Below are 17,000 nucleotides of genomic sequence, written 5' to 3' on the forward strand. Positions count from 1 at the left end.
TACTTTTTTAATGCTGATGTTCACCATCATGGTCGTGTGAGTGAACGATTGGTTGCTGCAATTGGTCGATTTGGTCTTGCGGTACATCGCCGACAATCATCCATGCAGTTGGGGTATACACTTTCTGCCCTTCATGCACCATGCCGTTCACTTGATAGATTCCTTGATTGAGTTTCACGCTCGTCACGAGATAGCCATCCTTTTCTGTCACTTCATACGTCCGGGTCTCTTCCGAATCGTAAGGCGTGACTTGAATATGGCTTTCTGTCACACGTTCATCATTCGATATTTTCATCGCAAGCGTCGTCGAGCCAACTTCTACACGTTCAGGTACGATCAGTTGAATGCCAATCGGATCAATGGTGCGTTCTACTGGCTGAAGTTGACACGCACCTAACCAAATCGTCGCTAGGATGACAGGAAGGACTGCTTTAAATCGTTTCATGCCGCCACCTCCGCTTTCAACTTCCGGCGCCCGACTAACCAATCAAATAGGAGAACGACAAGAATACTGATCCCTGCGAGCGGTAATGTCACACCAAGAAGTAGAATCAAAATACCGACGATTCGTTTGATCCGTTCGTCCTCAAACCGCTTCATCTGTTCGATCGATCCGATTCTCCGTTTGCGCCACATCACGAACGAGCTGATGACCACGAAAATGAGACCTAGACAAAGTGCGACCCCAACCAATTGATTGAGCAAACCGAAGAGGCGACCTTCATGGAAGGCGATTCCGACCGTAATCAGTTTTCCGAGAACCCCGTAATCTGCGTATGTCACAGAGCTGAGTGTTTCACCACTGTATTGATCTAAGTTCACCGTCGCTTCTTTAAATGGATGTCCCGCTGCCGATGTGATAGTATAGACGCCTGTTTCGCCTTCCGGAAGCGAGATCGTGTACGGTCGATCCATCGTGGACTTGTTAACCACTTGATTCAAATCAATCGGCAACAGCGTACTTGGAGAAGAAGTTGGAACGAGATCTGCTTGGGTCGCCCAAGGTACGTCTTCTGCCACATCTTTTGTCGTCACGGTCGATTCCGGCTTGGTACCAAACGCATAGGCATACATCGGTGCTCCCGTGTTTGTCGACGAGGAAACCCACTGCAGCATCGCACCCGAAACGGATGACCAAGCCAACCCTGAACTGATAATGAGCACGAGGCCTAGCGATGACCATAAGGCGACGCTACCGTGCATCTGCTTCCACCACTGTCGTCCTTTCCCAAGCTTCGGCATAAGCATCCGAAGCGGATTCTTACCACGTGGCCAAAACAAGAATGTCCCCGTAATAAGAAGAATGATTGCCCAGGACGCCGCGAGTTCGACGACCCAGCTCCCGATTTGACCACCTAATAGTGTGCCATGAATCACAACTAATAAATCCATGCTACCTTCAGCAGACCGTGTTCCTAAAACTTCTGTCGTTTCTGGATGAATATATGTATACATCATCTCGTCTTCGTTCATCCAACCGATTCGAGTCGATTCACCTTCATCCGGCAAACGAATCGATGTGATCATCGCATCCGGATATTCTGTCATGAATGATTCCTTTTGGACTTCTATCGGCTGTTCTTCCGTGAAAGATGCCGTCATCATGTCTTTGTATTGCATCTTTGTTACTTGCGGTTCAAATAAATAAATGCTTCCTGTCACAGCCAAGATAATGAAAATCGGTGCAAATATGAGACCTGCATAAAAGTGCCAACGCCAAATCGCTTGATACCAAGCGTTACGTTTGTTTAACCGTTCCCCTTGCATGATGCTTCCCCCTTTATCATTGTGTCCAACTTGTGAACAGATTGAGTATACAAGGAATGGAAACGGTTTACTCTTACTATTTGTGGCAACTATTCGTCGAATTGAAGAAGTTAAAATGAATTTTGATTCATCTTTTTTTCACATATTCATCGAACTGATTCACACACTTTCACATAAAGAAAGAGACACCAACAAGTTGGCGTCTCCAAAATATGATCAATTTGTGAATTGCTCTGCTTCTGTCGATCCAGCCAGTGCAGTCGTTGATGATTGTCCACCTGAGATGACGAGCGAGACTTCATCGAAGTAACCCGTTCCGACTTCCCGTTGGTGACGTGTCGCCGTGTAACCATGTACTTCAGCCGCAAATTCTGCTTGTTGTAACTCCGAGTACGCTGCCATGCCGCGATCTTTGTACCCGCGTGCGAGCTCGAACATGCCGAAGTTGAGCGCGTGGAATCCAGCGAGTGTGACGAACTGGAACTTGTAGCCCATTGCACCGATTTCTTGTTGGAACGTGGCAATCTCTTCGTCTGACAATTTCTTCTTCCAGTTGAACGATGGCGAGCAGTTGTAAGCGAGAAGTTTGCCTGGATACTTCGCATGAATCGCTTCGGCAAATTGACGTGCCTCTGCTAAATCTGGTTCAGACGTCTCACACCAGACGAGATCTGCATACGGTGCATAAGCGAGACCGCGAGCGATAGCTTGCTCGATACCAGCTTCCGTACGATAGAAGCCTTCCGGCGTACGCTCTCCAATGATGAACGGATGATCGATTGGGTCGATGTCGCTCGTGATCAAGTTCGCCGCGTGCGCATCTGTCCGCGCTACGATGATTGTCGGGACGCCCATGACGTCTGCCGCGAGCCGAGCCGAAATCAAGTTTTTCACAGCCGTCTGCGTCGGGAGCAACACCTTCCCACCGAGGTGACCACATTTCTTCTCAGACGAGAGCTGGTCTTCGAGGTGAACGCCGGCAGCACCTGCTTCGATCATCGCCTTCGTCAATTCGAATACGTTGAGCACCCCACCAAAACCGGCTTCCATATCCGCGACAATCGGTGCGAACCAATGCGTGTCGCCTTTCCCTTCTGCCGTTTGAATTTGGTCAGCACGTTGAAGCGCTTGGTTGATTCGTTTGACGACACTTGGTACCGAGTTGGCCGGATATAGACTTTGGTCCGGATACATGTGACCTGACAGGTTCGCATCCGCCGCTACTTGCCAACCACTCAAATAGATGGATTCGAGTCCTGCTTTTACTTGCTGAATCGCCTGGTTCCCTGTCAACGCACCGAGTGCATGGACGTAGTCACGCTCGTGCATCAATTGCCACAGGCGTTCCGCTCCCTTTGTCGCAAGCGTATGTTCAATCACGATAGACCCTCGTAATTTCATGACGTCTTCTACAGAGTATGGACGTTCTACCCCTTCAAATCGTTCTGACTTCCAGCTGTTCAACAATTCTTCACGTTGTTTCATCAATAAACCCTCCTGTATTATATTAATTTCATAAAATTAATTTTGTTATATAACAGATGGTGCAAATGAAATGATTTAGTCGAGGTAAGCGCAGCATTCCAACGCTGCCTTAAACGTCGAATGCTCCATCCCGCAGCAACGACAGACGTTTTCTTCGTCACGATCCTCTGGTTTGCGGAAAACGACGACTTCATCGATTGGCTCTTTCATGATTTGGAGCGAACCGTCTGCACGATCCAAGACGAGGCGCATCAAGTCGTTGCCGTATACGAATGCCGTATTCGCCAAAGATGCTGTCGATTCTCCAGATACGATGCGGCGGACGACCCAACGTTCAATCAACTGTTCGCTTTCCATTTTTTTCGTTGTCATGATGAGGTTCCTCCTTTTAAATTGAACTCCACAGTTTGTCGTTTCATAAATTCACGGCGGCGGCGATGTAAGATTGGTTCCGTATACCCGTTCGGCTGTTTCAACCCATGAAACACGAGTTCGTGGGCGGCTTGATAGGCGATCGACTGATCGACGTTCGGCGTCATCGGTCGATAATTCGGGTCTGACTCGTTTTGCTCATCGACGACTCGTGCCATCCGATAAAGGGTGACCTCGACTTGTTCTGCTGAACAGATGCCGTGATGCAACCAGTTGGCCACGTGTTGGCTCGAAATCCGGAGTGTCGCCCGGTCTTCCATCAGTCCGATATGGTGAATATCCGGCACTTTCGAACAACCGACACCTTGTTCGACCCAACGGACGACGTACCCGAGCAATCCTTGCAAGTTGTTCTCAAGCTCTTCATTGATCTCGTCTTGCGAATAGATGCGTGTCGCGAGCGGAATGTCGAGGAGTTGTTGTCTCTCATGTTTCGAATGAGGTTGCTTGATCAATTCTCGCTGTACATCAAAAGCATCGAGTTGATGATAGTGCATCGCATGGAGCGTCGCCGCGGTCGGTGAAGGCACCCATGCCGTCGTCGCCCCGGACCGTACATGTGCCATTTTTTCACGCATCATGTCCCGCATCCGGTCAGGCATCGCCCACATCCCTTTTCCGATTTGTGCTTGATGATGGAACCCACTCTCGAGACCGGTTGATACATTCAACCGTTCATATGCAGCGAGCCAAGGTGACGTCTTCATTTCTCCCTTCCGACGCATCGGTCCGAGTGTCATCGAGGAATGAATCTCGTCTCCCGTCCGGTCGAGGAAGCCTGTGTTGATGAAGACGACTCGCTCTTTTACTTGCGCGATACAATTTTTCAAGTTGAGCGATGTTCGTCTCTCTTCATCCATCACGCCGACTTTTAACGTATGGCGAGGAAGATCCAGTAAATCTTCTACGGCGTCAAACAAGTCATTGGTGAATGCAACTTCTTCAGAGCCGTGCATTTTCGGTTTGACGATATAGATCGATCCTTCTCGAGAGTTGAGACGACGATGGAGATGGCGACTTGCGATCAATGAAGTGAAGATGGCATCCACGATTCCTTCTGGCACCTCGCGCCCTGCTGCATCAAGGATCAAGTCCGTCGTCATCAAGTGTCCGACGTTCCGAATGAATAAGAGCGCGCGTCCCGGGAGGACGACTTCCGCTCCACCTTTTCCAATCAAACGTTTATCTTCGTTTAAACGCCGAGAGAGTCGCTTCCCATTCTTTTGGAAAGAGGCTTCAAGCGTCCCATCCATCAGACCGAGCCAATTACGATACAGATGAACTTTGTCTTCCGCACAAACGGCTGCGACCGAGTCCTCACAATCCACGATTGCGGATAGGGCTGATTCGAGCTCGATGTCCATCAGTCCAGCAGGATCAATCTTTCCGATCGGATGCTCGCGGTCGAATTGAAGTTCAACGTGCAAGGCATTGTGCTGGAGCATCAACGTCTTCAACTCGTTCGGTTCCCCGGTGTAACCGACGAAGGAATCATCAGCGAACGAATGCTCGTCGTCCCCGATTACCGCATAAGCGACATCATCACGAACGACGTATCGTGTCACTTCCTTGTGCGACCCTGATGGTAGCGGAAACGTGTCATCCAGAAACTGTTTCGCTAACCGAATGACCTCATTACCGCGAACGGGATTATATGCTCTCCCCTTTTCCATACCGTCCGTCTCGTCAATCATGTCCGTCCCATAAAGAGCGTCGTAGAGACTTCCCCATCTGGCGTTGGCGGCATTGAGTGCATATCTGGCATTGTCTAACGGTACGACGAGTTGCGGTCCCGCTTGATGAGCGATTTCGCGATCGACATTCAACACGTCGATATTAAAATCTTCGACGACCGGTTCGATATAGCCGATCGACGTTAAAAATGTCTCGTATTCGATTGGATTGACTTCGTCTTGCCTACTGTACCATTCCTGTAACAATCGCTCGAATGTCTTGCGCTGCTCTAGAAGTGTCTGATTCACTGGAATGAAACGCTCTAGAAGCGATTCGACCCCTTCCCAAAAATCATTGATTTCATGAGGTTCAAGAACGTTTTTATTCACAAATTCGAGCAGTTTCTCATGAATATGATACTTATCTAGTCGTTCATAGTGTTCCAAGCGTTCACATCCTCCTTTAATCATTGTTATATATCAGTTGGTTATAATATAGACTATTATATAACAGTTTGACAACCTATTTTTTAAAACTTTTTATTTGAAATATCGTCAGGATGGGTTTACTATACATTGTGTGACCCATCAATGATTGAGTCATCAATGATTTGAGGAGGCGATGTGCATGCGAGATTCTTGCTCGCTTCGTGATCAAATTCTCTATCACATCATCACGGTACAAAAAGAATTAGGGCAATTATTCGACTCTGAAATGGACGGGCTCAGCTTGAGTCGCTACGACATTTTGAGCAACTTGTATCACGTCGGTCCATTGCGGCAACGTGAATTGCAACAGCGCGTCGATGTCGACCATGCCGCCATCACCCGACACTTGAAACAGTTAGAGACACAAGGACTCATCACGCGGAGACGCTGTGAACAAGACAACCGTGTCATCTATGTTGAGTTGACAGACGATGGTCGTGAACAAATTGCACATTGGACTGAGCAAAAAGAGTGCTTAACGGACCGACTTTTTGTCAACATGAAGGTAGAGGATCAACAACAGTTATTAGCATCACTCACGATGTTACAAGATACTATTGACCATGAAAGGAAGACTACAATATGAACACTGCCACACAAAAAGACTTTATGGAGATTGTCAAAGGACGCCGCTCGATTCGTGTATACGATGAGAACGTCAAAATTTCAAAAGAAGAAATGACACAAATTCTTGAAGAAGCGACAACAGCTCCTTCATCCCTTAACTTACAGCCATGGCGCTTCGTCGTCATCGATAGCGCAGAAGGAAAAGAAACACTCCTCCCACTCGCAAGCTTCAACAAACGCCAAGTGGAAACATCTTCAGCTGTGATCGCACTCTTCGCCGACTATCAGATGGCAGATTACACAGAAGAGATTTTCGATACAGCAGTAGAGCGCGGTATGATGCCGGCTGAGGTCCGTGACCGTCAAGTCGACATGATCAAAGGCATCTTCAAAGATGCACCGAAAGAAATGATCAAAGATAGCATCATGCTCGATTCAGGTCTCGTTGCGATGCAGCTCATGCTCGTCGCACGCGCACACGGATATGACACAAACCCAATCGGTGGATATGATAAAGCGAACATCGCTGAAGCGTTCGGTCTCGACAAAGAGCGTTACCTCCCAGTCATGCTTCTCTCTATCGGGAAAGCAGCCGAAGAAGGTTACCCATCAGTCCGTTTCCCAGTCGACCGCATCACAGACTGGAAATAATTCAAAAAGGTCAATCGCTGAGGCGATTGACCTTTTTTTCATCCGATATATTTGACGACTTCGTTAAAATCACGACGTGTTTTCGGTGCAAAGTCGCGCGCTCGATACCCAAATGCGACCATGACTGAAAGTGACCATTCCCCACGTTCCATCACACCTTCTGAGATTAACAACTCATCGATCTCCTCTTGATTGAACCCTTCAATTGGGCATGAATCGATCTCGATTTGTGCGGCAGCCGTCATCATGTTCCCAAGAGGGATATATGTCTGACGCTTGATCCATTCCTGGAAGACACGCTCATCGTCTAAAAGACGGTAGTCGTCCTCCTGGAACTCCTGTACCCGTTTCACGCGCTGTGCGTATTCTTCTTCCGTCCGGCCCTGTACACCCGTCACGATATAACGAATATAGTCCGAATCGTAACGCATGGCTTTCGGTGTTCTTGCGAGGATCAACACAAAGTGACTGGCAGTCAGTGCCTGACCTTGCGCTCCCCATGCATGATCTTTAATCTTTTGGAGTAAATCTTCCCGACGCACCACGACGAATTGCCATGGCTCGAATCCGAACGAACTCGGCGAAAGACGTCCCGTCTCTAAAATGAACTCCATGTCCTCTTCTTTGATTTTACGATCCGCATCGAACGCTTTCGTCGCTTGACGCCAACGATACGCTTCTAAAATGTCTTTCTTTTTCATCGTGCTCACTCCTCCATTACCAAGATGACTCCATCATATCAAACCGATAAATCAAAAATCGCTCATGAAGATTCTTCAGCGGCAATCGCACCGTTTGTACGTACTGAAAAGGCGTCTCGTCGTTCAAATAATGGAGGTACTCATCCGCCGGATAATATAAAATCACATCGACCGGGCGAGGAACCGTTTCAACAGATTCGATGATGTTGGCAATCACTTGGCGGAAGACGTTCACCGAGAACGGATTAAAGAAGTAGAATCGATTCGCATCCGGTGGAATCATGAATCCCTCCGCGAATCCCTGTTCCAATTGAACACTTCCCCGATTACGATGTTTCCTCGTATAGCTCATCCAATTTTGAAGTGCCTCCTCATGAAATCCACCGTCCATCTCGACACCAATCGCCCTCACACGAAACGTATACGCTAAATAGAACGGCAGACGTCCTTTTCCCGAACCGAAATCCACGATGGTATCTGTGGACTCTAACGGATACGCATCCCGAAGCAAATCGAGTGCCTCGTAAGGAGTCGGCTCATAACGATGATATTCGGCCGAGGACGGAAATCCTTGCTGAGGTTTGGCCGTCTCGATTTGTAACAGTTGCTCATACTGCTGTTCGTTCATGATGAACCTCTTTCTTGAATGGATTGAAAGAATGGATGTCGCTCCATTTCTCTCGTGAACGACGTCTGTTCTTGATAGGCGACATACAACAGATAAATCGGAACCACTAGTTTGAACCAACTTGGGAGAAGAATCACGCTCGTGATCCCGAGCGGAATGAGTCGAAACCATAAATTCCGATGACTCGGCGTTCTAAAGTACATAAGGAGTGCCATCGTCCGTCTGACGGTGCCGAAGCGATTCGGTCTCGGTCGATACAGGGGACGTTTCCGCTCACTCGTCTTCTCGATGGCTCCTGACGTCGTCAACAGGACACGATCGAATGAGGCACGCTCACGTTCTCCGATTTCAATTTCTCGACCGACACTCGGATGTTTCGACACCCATGCTTCCCCTACGTATAACGCAAATGTGACCATGATGCTTCCGATCAACACACTAAGCAATATCGACTCAATCAATAACGCATACACGCCTACAAAAGCAAGGAGTACGATTAAAAATCGCTTCATGAGATGGGCGTGTCGGAGACGTAGATGATACTGGACCCATGCGTGACACCAAGCGAGTAGAAAAAGTGCAGCCCCAAACGCGAGAATCTCGCCCACGTCCCTTCCTTTTACGTATAGAATCGGTGCAAGCAACAGCAGATAGCATCCATATTGAATCACGTGTTGCGTAAGTTGATACCAAACCGAATACCTTTTTAAATCCCGAATCATGCCCCGGTTTGACACAAGGATGAGATCGGCACGCTCAATCCAGACAAACATACGGTCTTGCCACATGAACCATCCAATCAGAAGTGCCCAGAGAAAATAAGGGATGTCACCTAACCAGGGGAAGTTCCCTTCCCAGACTTGCCAGTAGGAATAGCCTGCCCATATGAGAAGAGGAAGGACACCGTATAAAAAAATCGTCCAGTCGACAATCAATCGGACCGTCTTCCATTGCTGTTTTATGTACCGGGAGACACGCATCCAAAACAATCGTTTCGCAATCATCGCATCGCCACATCTTCCATCATGTCAAACAAGGTCATCCCCTCTGTATCGAGCGCTTCTCGAATCTCCACTTTCGTCCCACTCGCGAGCAGTTGTCCATCATCAATCCATACGAATCGGTCGCATAATCGCTCGGCCGTATCAAGAACGTGTGTGACTAATAAGACACTTGCCCCCTCGTACGCTCCGCTTCTAACAGTCGAAGTAACTGAATCGTCGTCGTCGCATCCAATCCGATAAATGGTTCATCGACAATCAATACCCGCGCTTCTTGAATGAGCGCCAATAGAATCATCGCCTTCTGTTTCATCCCTTTTGAAAAAGAGGAGAGATACCGATCGGTCACATGCTCTAACCGGAATAGCTGTAGCAACTCCTCCGTTTTTTCTGTTGAATCGATTCCCGTTAATTCTTGGACGAGTGCAATATGTTCAGATAGCGTCAAATAATCATAGTAGACCGGTTGTTCCGGGATAAACGCATAGCGTTCCATCTCAACCGTTCCCTTCATCCAAGGAATCGTTCCGGTAAGACAGGCGATGGTGGTCGTTTTTCCCGCACCATTCGACCCAATCACCCCTAAAATCTCACCTGCCCGTACATCAAACGAAATGTCTTGGATGACGGGCTCGTTTATCTCGTATCCTGCTTGTTCAATTTTCACATCCACGATGGGTCCTCCTTACGAAAAAGTCGCCATCGCGGCGACTTTTACTTCACAATATTGACCGATGAAAACACAAATTTATCGTATCGATGACGGGCAAACGAATACTCGAACGGTTTCCCGTTACTTAAATAGACCACTTGCTCGACTTCGATAATCGGTTCAGTGATATCATTCTTCAAGTAAGCTTGGTCGTACTCATCCGGTTTATCTGCTCGAATCACTTTATGCGAGCTTGTAATCGTATAACCCAGATCTTCTTGAATATACGCATACACGGATTTTTCCAAAATTTCACGTGTGATTCCTGTAATGAGGTTAGCAACCATGTACGTCAATTCGATGACATACGGCTCATCGTCTACGTAACGCACACGACGTATTTCATAGACCGGTTCTGTCAGCTCAATCATGAGATGATTGGCGACTTCCTGACACGGAAACTTCACCTCAAAATTCAGGACTTCACTTCGTAACGAGCGATCTCCGATTACTTGAGTCAGCCCTCTCGTTTCTTTACTAATCACGTTGATGCGATCTTTTTGGAAGCTCGACTGTAAAATGAATGTTCCTTTACCACGTTTACGATAAATCAGCCCTTCCATGACGAGAATCTCAAGCGCACGTTTCATCGTCATTCGGCTCACCCCAAACTCTTGGGCCAAATGGATTTCATCAGGTAATGCATGTTCTAGCGGATAAACGTGTTCAATAATTCTTTTACGAATTTCATCAGCAATGGTTTCATATTTCGGTTTTTTCTTAGTAGACATATAGCACCTCATGTATAGACATATATGTACAATATATCAAAAAAAGCTGACAAAGAGTAGTCTTTGTCAGCTTACTTCATTATTCTGTAAAACCATTAGCGTCAATCAACTGTTTAAACCAGTGCCCTGATTTTTTTACAGTACGCTGTTGCGTATCTAAGTCAATACCTACAAATCCATAGCGATTTTTATAAGCATTGCTCCATGACCAATTGTCCATGAACGTCCAAAGATGATAGCCTTTTACGTTCGAATCCTCTTCAATCGCTTGATGCATCCATTTCAGATGTTCGCGAATGAAATCAATTCGATAATCGTCTTGGACACTTCCGTTCTCGTCACGATAACGCTCTTCACCCTCGACACCCATTCCATTCTCTGAAATGAAGCATGGAATATTACCATAGTTTTCTTTTAGATTGATTAATATATCATAGATTCCTTTTTCGTAAATTTCCCATCCACGATATGGATTCATTTTACGTCCAGGCATCTCATAAAAATCAAATAAGTTTTCCGGTAAGAATGGTGCGTCCGGATTCGGCAGTGATGCTTTTGCTTTCACGCGACGCGGCTGGTAATAGTTGATGCCAAGCAGGTCGACTGTATGTTCTCGAATGAGTTCAAGATCGCCTGTTTCCATCTGTGGCATCGCATCTTCAGACTTCAGCACTTCTACTAGTTCTTGAGGGAACGTGCCTAAAACAGATGGATCGAGGAACGAGCGATTGAACATCGCATCAGCAATGCGCGCTGCGCTCAAATCAGCTGGGTGCTGACTTCTCGGATATGAGGGTGTCAGATTTAAGATGATCCCGATTTGCCCAGATTGTCCCATGTCACGATACGCTTCGATTGCCTTCGCACTCGATAAGATCGAGTGGTACGCTACTTGGACAGCTCGCTTGAAATCAACAACGTTTGGATAATGAAAATCATATAAATATCCACCCTCTACCGGTACAATCGGTTCATTATGCGTGAACCACTTCTCGACGCGGTCACCAAACAACTCAAAGCATGTCTTCGCAAAGGTGACATATGCCTCCACGACTTCCCGTGATTCCCAACCACCTTGTTCTTGAAGCGCCATCGGCATATCGAAGTGATACAGATTGATGAACGGTTCGATACCATGATCGATTAAGCAATTGATGACATTGTTGTAAAATGTGATTGCCTCTTCATTTACTTCCCCGACACCTTGTGGAAAAAGACGTGACCATGAAATGGAGAAACGGAACGTGTTATGCCCGAGTTCTTTCATCAATGCGATATCTTCTTCATACAAATGATAGAAGTTTGAGGCCTCTGTTGCGCTCACGCCATTGAAAAAGCGATTCGGCTCTTGCATGTACCAGTAATCCCAGATATTCAATCCTTTTCCACCTTCAAAAGCAGCACCTTCCATCTGTGTAGCAGAGGAAGCCGTTCCCCACCAAAAATCTGTCGGAAATTGATAGGTCTTTTGCTCTTTCATTCGTGTTTGTGTCGGGTTCGTCATCTTTTATCTCTCCCTTATTTCTATTTTCTCTGTTTGTTTACACTGCTTCTTGTTTATCTGTTGATTCTTCTAACTCTTTTTTCAAGTTCATGCGGTCGATAAATTTCAAGAACGGGAACCAAATCGCCAAAATAATGAAGAAGTTCACGATTTGAAGAAGACCTCCGGCAAGCGAGTTCGTCGCCATGATACCACTCAAGAACATTGGAACAGTCCATGGAACAGCGACACCCGTTGGTGGTGGGACTAAGCCTGTCGACATCGCGAAGTATGTGACCGTTACCGTCACGAGCGGTGCGACAATCCAAGGAATCATGATGAGCGGGTTCATAACAATCGGAAGTCCGAAGATGACCGGCTCGTTTACGTTGAATAGTCCAGGTCCGAGGGATAGTTTCCCGATTTGTTTCAACTGTTTCGATTTCAAGAACAACAAGATGGCCACGACGACAGCAAGTGTAGATCCGGAACCACCAAGCCCTACCGTGTAAATTTCGATGAACTGTTTACTTATAATGTTCGGAACATCTCCAGTCGAGGTATAAGTCGTCAAGTTTTCCACAGATAATGTGTTCCAAATCGGGTCCATCACCGAGTTGACGATGACCTGACCGTGGAGTCCGAAGAACCAAAATAGCTGAACGAAGAAGATTGCGATCAACGTTGGAATGAGACCATTCCCTAATGTCACAAGCGGTTGCTGAACGACGTTGAAAATGACGTCATGAAGATTCGTATTGAATAAGTTCGTCACGATGATGTTGAATGTTAAAAATACAGTCAAGGTTAATAATGCAGGAACAAGTGCTGAGAATGATTTCGCAACAGCTGGCGGTACTCCATCCGGCATCTTAATCGTCCAGTTCTTTTGAACGACAAATCGATAAATCTCACCGGACAGGAATCCGGTAATCATCGCAAGGAACATCCCTTTCGCTCCAAGGCGATCCAACGGAAGGACATTCCCGACTGCCTCTGACATACCATCCACTTCAATCAAGAAAGGCGTTAAGAGAAGGAAAGACACGAGCGAGATCGCTCCTCCGAAGACAGCCTCGACTTGATAACTTTTCGATAGATAATACCCGATACCGAAGACGACAAAGATAGACATAATCCCCATCGTTGCAGATGGTGCGTTTCCGAGTGATGTTTTAAATACACTGAGTGTACTCTCGGACATGAAACGGTCGAGGAACGGCAGGTTTGCAATGACGACGATGATTGACCCAAACATGGTAATCGGGAAAGCGAGCATGAATGCATCTCGCAATACTTGTAAATAGCGACTGTTGTTTAAATAGGTCGCCATCGGCATGAGCAGTTTACTGATCATGTTGAACATCTTATTGTCCTGTGACATATGATTCACCCTTCTTGATTAGGATTTACAATCTTTTGTTCGACCATTTCGACCAAACCCGCTGTCAAATCAAGCATTGTTTGCGTAGACATTAAATGGTCCTCTGCATGAAGAAGCAATAAAGAGACGTCTGTTTTTTCTCCATTCGCTTCTCTTTGGATTTGTGAAAAGTGTGTTTGATGTGCTTCTTTTAATTGTCCACGTGCCTCATCAATCTTTTCTTCGAACGTTTCATAAGAACTCGTTTTATACAGTTGAATCGCTTCCTGAATCGTACTTCTCGCATTGCCACTGTGCAAAATCATCATGAATGCCATTTGCTCCAAGGTTAACTCGTCTACCTGTTCCACGTTGTTCACCCCATTAATTTCATCGCTTGTTCGTATGCAGCTTTTCCATTCGCCGTGCCGTATGCCATCATATCGATCACTTCAATCGGTGTTGATGTTTGCGCTTTCAATTTATCCAACAAGAAACGCATTTGTGGACCAATCAAAATCACATCTGCCTCGTCCATCTCGGTTACGACCTGATCTTGACCGACTGCCCAAATCTTCGCCTCATCCCCGATTGATGTGGCATGATCTTTCATCTTCGTTACGAGTAAACTCGTCGACATCCCTGAACTACACGCTAATAAGATTTTCTTCATGTGTCCTCACTCCTTGTTTGAAATCGGTTACATGTTTTATTATACACATGATTTATTTCATGTCTATACTTGATTTAAACTTTGTTTAGTTTTTAAATTCATAAGTGTATATCAAATTAATAGGAGGACAGGATATGAGCGCTATTCTTTTAAAACCACACTATCAACAGCGACTTTGGGGAGGGGAGCGTCTGAAGCAATTTGGTTTCGATTTCAATGACCCTTCGATCGGTGAAGCTTGGACGGCTTCTGCATTAGAAAAAGGTAGTTCAGCCGTTGCTTCCGGACCCTACGTTGGTCTTTCTTTGCGTGAACTCTATCAACAATATCCAGAGTTGTTTCAAATTAAAGCGGACGTGTTTCCACTACTGATTAAATGGATTGATGCGAACGATGATTTGTCTATTCAAGTTCATCCTGATGATTCGTTAGCGGAACAACTCGAAAACGAATCATATGGAAAAAATGAATGTTGGTATATTCTCGATGCTCCAGCAAATGCGACACTCATTTACGGTCACTCCTATGCCACCTCAGAAGACTTCAACAAAGCGCTTGAAACAGGCGATTTGGAACACGGCTTGATACGAAAATCGATTCATGCCGGTGATTTTTTCTATGTCCCAGCTGGAACGGTCCATGCATTGACAAAAGGGGTATGCGTACTGGAAATTCAACAAAGTTCGGACACAACCTATCGTCTATACGATTACGAGCGACTGGATGTGACGACCGGTCGTCCACGTGAACTTCACGTAGAAAAGGGCATTCTCGCTTCTTTCGTTCCTCACCTTGGCTATAGTGAACCAATCCGTCAACTCGATCACTTTCGAACACGTTTGACGAAGAATCCATTCTTCTTCGTGGAAAAATGGCATGTTACAGCGAAAGAAAAGATTTCGACCGACACGTTCCGGTTACTATCTGTCGTGCAAGGAACATTAATCGTTGATGAGATGGAAGTACCTACGGGAGGTACACTCCTTCTCCCGGCCAATGAGTCGTTCTTGATTGAGGGAGAAGCGATTTGTCTAGTGACTGGTGTTCCTTCCGATGAAAAACAAGCTGTCCGAATCGGGATTGACTTAGGAGGGACGAACACTCGGATTGCGGCTGTTTCACTCAAAGGTGAAGTACTGAAACAACTCACGTTTAACACGCAGCCTCAACTTCCTTTCGAAGAGACACTACAATCTATTGAGACTGCGATTCATCAATTCAATGTTGAATTCGATATCCGGCATGTTGGAATTGTGGCTCCCGGTCCACTCGATTTGAAACAAGGGATATTTTTAACGCCTCCAAACCTCCCGAATTGGCACAATCAAAAAATCGTTGAGCCTTTAACACAGCGCCTCGGCTTTTCTGTCACCCTTGAAAACGATGCGAATGCAGCAGCTCTCGCAGAAGCTAAATTTGGAGCAGGAAAAGGATTCGATGCTGTTTTTTATGTAACAGTGAGCACTGGAATCGGTGGCGGTTATGTCTATAAACATCAAATCATTCGAGGGGCGAACGGCAGTGCCGGTGAAATCGGAAATATGATTATCCGTTCGAACGGACCAGTTCACCCTGTACTGAATCGAGGCTCTCTCGAATCACTCGCAAGTGGTACCGCGCTCATGAGTCGCGCAAGCGAAAAAGGATATACAAATGTCCCTTCGCTATTATCAGATGACGAGTACCGCCATCACTTCGTCGAGGAACTGGCTAGCGGACTAGCTAACATCATTCATACTGTCGATCCTGATGTGATTGTATTAGGAGGCGGCGTCATGATGTCGGCCTCATTATTTTGGAACGAATTACAACAAGCAGTCTCGAATAAAATGTATCCACATGCTAGTGGAAAAACGCGTCTCTGCCTCACTCAATTGTCAGGAGATGCGGGTGTGATCGGCGCTGCCTTTGTCGAAGCATAATGAGGTTTGAAAAAAACGGACACTCATCGTGAATGTCCGTTTTTTTCGTATACAGAAATGTGAAATAAATCAACATTATACTTTGCGAATCATCTACAGTTTCTTTTCTAGATTGAGTTAGATTCGTTTACTTTAGCGTGGTAACGTGAAATGATAATGATAACAACTCTTTAAAGTGAGGTGACGGTGTGTCTACCACAGAGCACGAACAAGCGACATCTATTTTGCATCACCTCTTTACCGCCTCTTCTTTTGTCGGAATCGATTTCGGTTCTGGTCCGAACCATCATCTCCTCTATTTCAGTCGCCAGGGACTGGAATCTTGGATTTCCATCGAGGGACCATGGCATGTCCATGCGACGCAAAGTACGTTCGACGAAGGAGAACAACTCGAACAACTCATGCGCTTAAGACGAGAGCGCATCCATCACGTACGCCTCGGTGACGAACACCCCCATCTCGATCTGGAATTTGAATCCGGATCTCTTCTCTTCATCAATGGATATCAAGAACACTTCGAGTGTTGGCAAGCGGGAGACGCACGACCGCTCGGCGGAGATGCCTATCTGTTGGTCGCGATGCCACAAGGGGAGCTCGCAATCTTTGCGGATGGAGACGACGAATGAACACTTGGATGGAGATTGTCTTGTATATGTTGATTGCCGGGGGCGTTAGCCTCGCGATCATCTTATTAAGAAAGATTACGAAAGCATGAAAAAAGC

18 protein-coding genes are annotated in these 17,000 nt (G+C 46.4%); 4 read left to right on the forward strand and 14 right to left on the reverse strand.

The genetic code is table 11. The annotated features are described in order from the left end of the window. Positions 1-7 precede the first annotated feature (7 nt). The 5 genes from KNO70_RS12090 to KNO70_RS12110 form a co-directional block, all read right to left on the reverse strand. Positions 8-445, reverse strand: coding sequence for a hypothetical protein (locus KNO70_RS12090; protein WP_078146070.1), 438 nt, complete (start codon positions 443-445; stop codon positions 8-10). After that, positions 442-1,767: a PepSY-associated TM helix domain-containing protein gene (locus tag KNO70_RS12095; protein WP_214812651.1), complete on the reverse strand. Its 1,326-nt coding sequence runs from the start codon at positions 1,765-1,767 to the stop codon at positions 442-444. Before KNO70_RS12095 ends, KNO70_RS12090 begins: the two co-directional genes overlap by 4 nt. A 216-nt stretch (positions 1,768-1,983) precedes the next feature. After that, positions 1,984-3,252, reverse strand: a complete 1,269-nt coding sequence (aceA, locus tag KNO70_RS12100) for an isocitrate lyase (RefSeq protein WP_214685041.1) — start codon at positions 3,250-3,252, stop codon at positions 1,984-1,986. Between the two features lie 75 nt (positions 3,253-3,327). Next, complete coding sequence (locus KNO70_RS12105; protein ID WP_015880380.1) at positions 3,328-3,624, reverse strand: hypothetical protein; 297 nt, start codon at positions 3,622-3,624, stop codon at positions 3,328-3,330. After that, positions 3,621-5,804, reverse strand: coding sequence for a malate synthase G (locus tag KNO70_RS12110; protein WP_251030118.1), 2,184 nt, complete (start codon positions 5,802-5,804; stop codon positions 3,621-3,623). Before KNO70_RS12110 ends, KNO70_RS12105 begins: the two co-directional genes overlap by 4 nt. 181 nt (positions 5,805-5,985) lie before the next feature. Between KNO70_RS12110 and KNO70_RS12115 the strand changes: the two genes are divergently transcribed. Together KNO70_RS12115 and KNO70_RS12120 are read left to right on the forward strand one after the other, a co-directional pair. After that, positions 5,986-6,432: a MarR family winged helix-turn-helix transcriptional regulator gene (locus KNO70_RS12115; RefSeq protein ID WP_078146066.1), complete on the forward strand. Its 447-nt coding sequence runs from the start codon at positions 5,986-5,988 to the stop codon at positions 6,430-6,432. Further along, the gene (locus KNO70_RS12120; protein ID WP_015880377.1) at positions 6,429-7,064 is read left to right on the forward strand and encodes a nitroreductase family protein; all 636 of its coding nucleotides are present in this window, start codon (positions 6,429-6,431) and stop codon (positions 7,062-7,064) included. The genes KNO70_RS12115 and KNO70_RS12120 overlap by 4 nt, the downstream gene beginning before the upstream one ends. Positions 7,065-7,102: 38 nt before the next feature. On the opposite strand, the gene KNO70_RS12125 is transcribed toward KNO70_RS12120, so the two are convergent. The 9 genes from KNO70_RS12125 to KNO70_RS12165 all read right to left on the reverse strand — a co-directional run bounded on the left by KNO70_RS12125 (position 7,103) and on the right by KNO70_RS12165 (position 14,356). Then, positions 7,103-7,765, reverse strand: a complete 663-nt coding sequence (locus KNO70_RS12125; RefSeq protein WP_214688929.1) for an NAD(P)H-dependent oxidoreductase — start codon at positions 7,763-7,765, stop codon at positions 7,103-7,105. Between the two features lie 16 nt (positions 7,766-7,781). Next, the gene (locus KNO70_RS12130) at positions 7,782-8,393 is read right to left on the reverse strand and encodes a class I SAM-dependent methyltransferase (protein ID WP_214685035.1); all 612 of its coding nucleotides are present in this window, start codon (positions 8,391-8,393) and stop codon (positions 7,782-7,784) included. Beyond that, positions 8,390-9,397: an ABC transporter permease gene (locus KNO70_RS12135; RefSeq protein ID WP_214685033.1), complete on the reverse strand. Its 1,008-nt coding sequence runs from the start codon at positions 9,395-9,397 to the stop codon at positions 8,390-8,392. The genes KNO70_RS12130 and KNO70_RS12135 overlap by 4 nt, the downstream gene beginning before the upstream one ends. Positions 9,398-9,554: 157 nt before the next feature. After that, complete coding sequence (locus tag KNO70_RS16185; RefSeq protein WP_371816104.1) at positions 9,555-10,067, reverse strand: ATP-binding cassette domain-containing protein; 513 nt, start codon at positions 10,065-10,067, stop codon at positions 9,555-9,557. 41 nt (positions 10,068-10,108) lie between these two features. After that, positions 10,109-10,837 carry a GntR family transcriptional regulator gene (locus KNO70_RS12145; protein ID WP_074035076.1) on the reverse strand — a complete coding sequence of 243 codons (729 nt, stop codon included), beginning with the start codon at positions 10,835-10,837 and terminating at the stop codon, positions 10,109-10,111. A gap of 79 nt (positions 10,838-10,916) precedes the next feature. Continuing rightward, positions 10,917-12,341, reverse strand: a complete 1,425-nt coding sequence (locus KNO70_RS12150; protein WP_371815835.1) for a glycoside hydrolase family 1 protein — start codon at positions 12,339-12,341, stop codon at positions 10,917-10,919. A gap of 37 nt (positions 12,342-12,378) precedes the next feature. Beyond that, a complete protein-coding gene (gene celB, locus KNO70_RS12155) occupies positions 12,379-13,686 on the reverse strand; it encodes a PTS cellobiose transporter subunit IIC (RefSeq protein WP_214685180.1) in 1,308 nt (435 codons plus the stop codon). Positions 13,687-13,709: 23 nt separating this feature from the next. Beyond that, on the reverse strand, positions 13,710-14,054 hold the full coding sequence (locus KNO70_RS12160) for a PTS sugar transporter subunit IIA (RefSeq protein WP_041917964.1): 345 nt from the start codon (positions 14,052-14,054) through the stop codon (positions 13,710-13,712). A gap of 5 nt (positions 14,055-14,059) precedes the next feature. Continuing rightward, positions 14,060-14,356, reverse strand: coding sequence for a PTS sugar transporter subunit IIB (locus tag KNO70_RS12165; protein WP_015880368.1), 297 nt, complete (start codon positions 14,354-14,356; stop codon positions 14,060-14,062). A gap of 134 nt (positions 14,357-14,490) precedes the next feature. Between KNO70_RS12165 and manA the strand changes: the two genes are divergently transcribed. Together manA and KNO70_RS12175 are read left to right on the forward strand one after the other, a co-directional pair. Next, positions 14,491-16,278 carry a mannose-6-phosphate isomerase, class I gene (gene manA / locus KNO70_RS12170; RefSeq protein WP_214731304.1) on the forward strand — a complete coding sequence of 596 codons (1,788 nt, stop codon included), beginning with the start codon at positions 14,491-14,493 and terminating at the stop codon, positions 16,276-16,278. 188 nt (positions 16,279-16,466) lie between these two features. Beyond that, entirely contained in the window at positions 16,467-16,904 is a 438-nt protein-coding gene (locus KNO70_RS12175) for a hypothetical protein (protein WP_214731303.1), read from the forward strand. The last annotated feature ends 96 nt before the right edge of the window (positions 16,905-17,000 follow it).

Source organism: Exiguobacterium sp. s181, assembly GCF_018617125.1.
Lineage (GTDB): Bacteria > Bacillota > Bacilli > Exiguobacteriales > Exiguobacteriaceae > Exiguobacterium > Exiguobacterium profundum.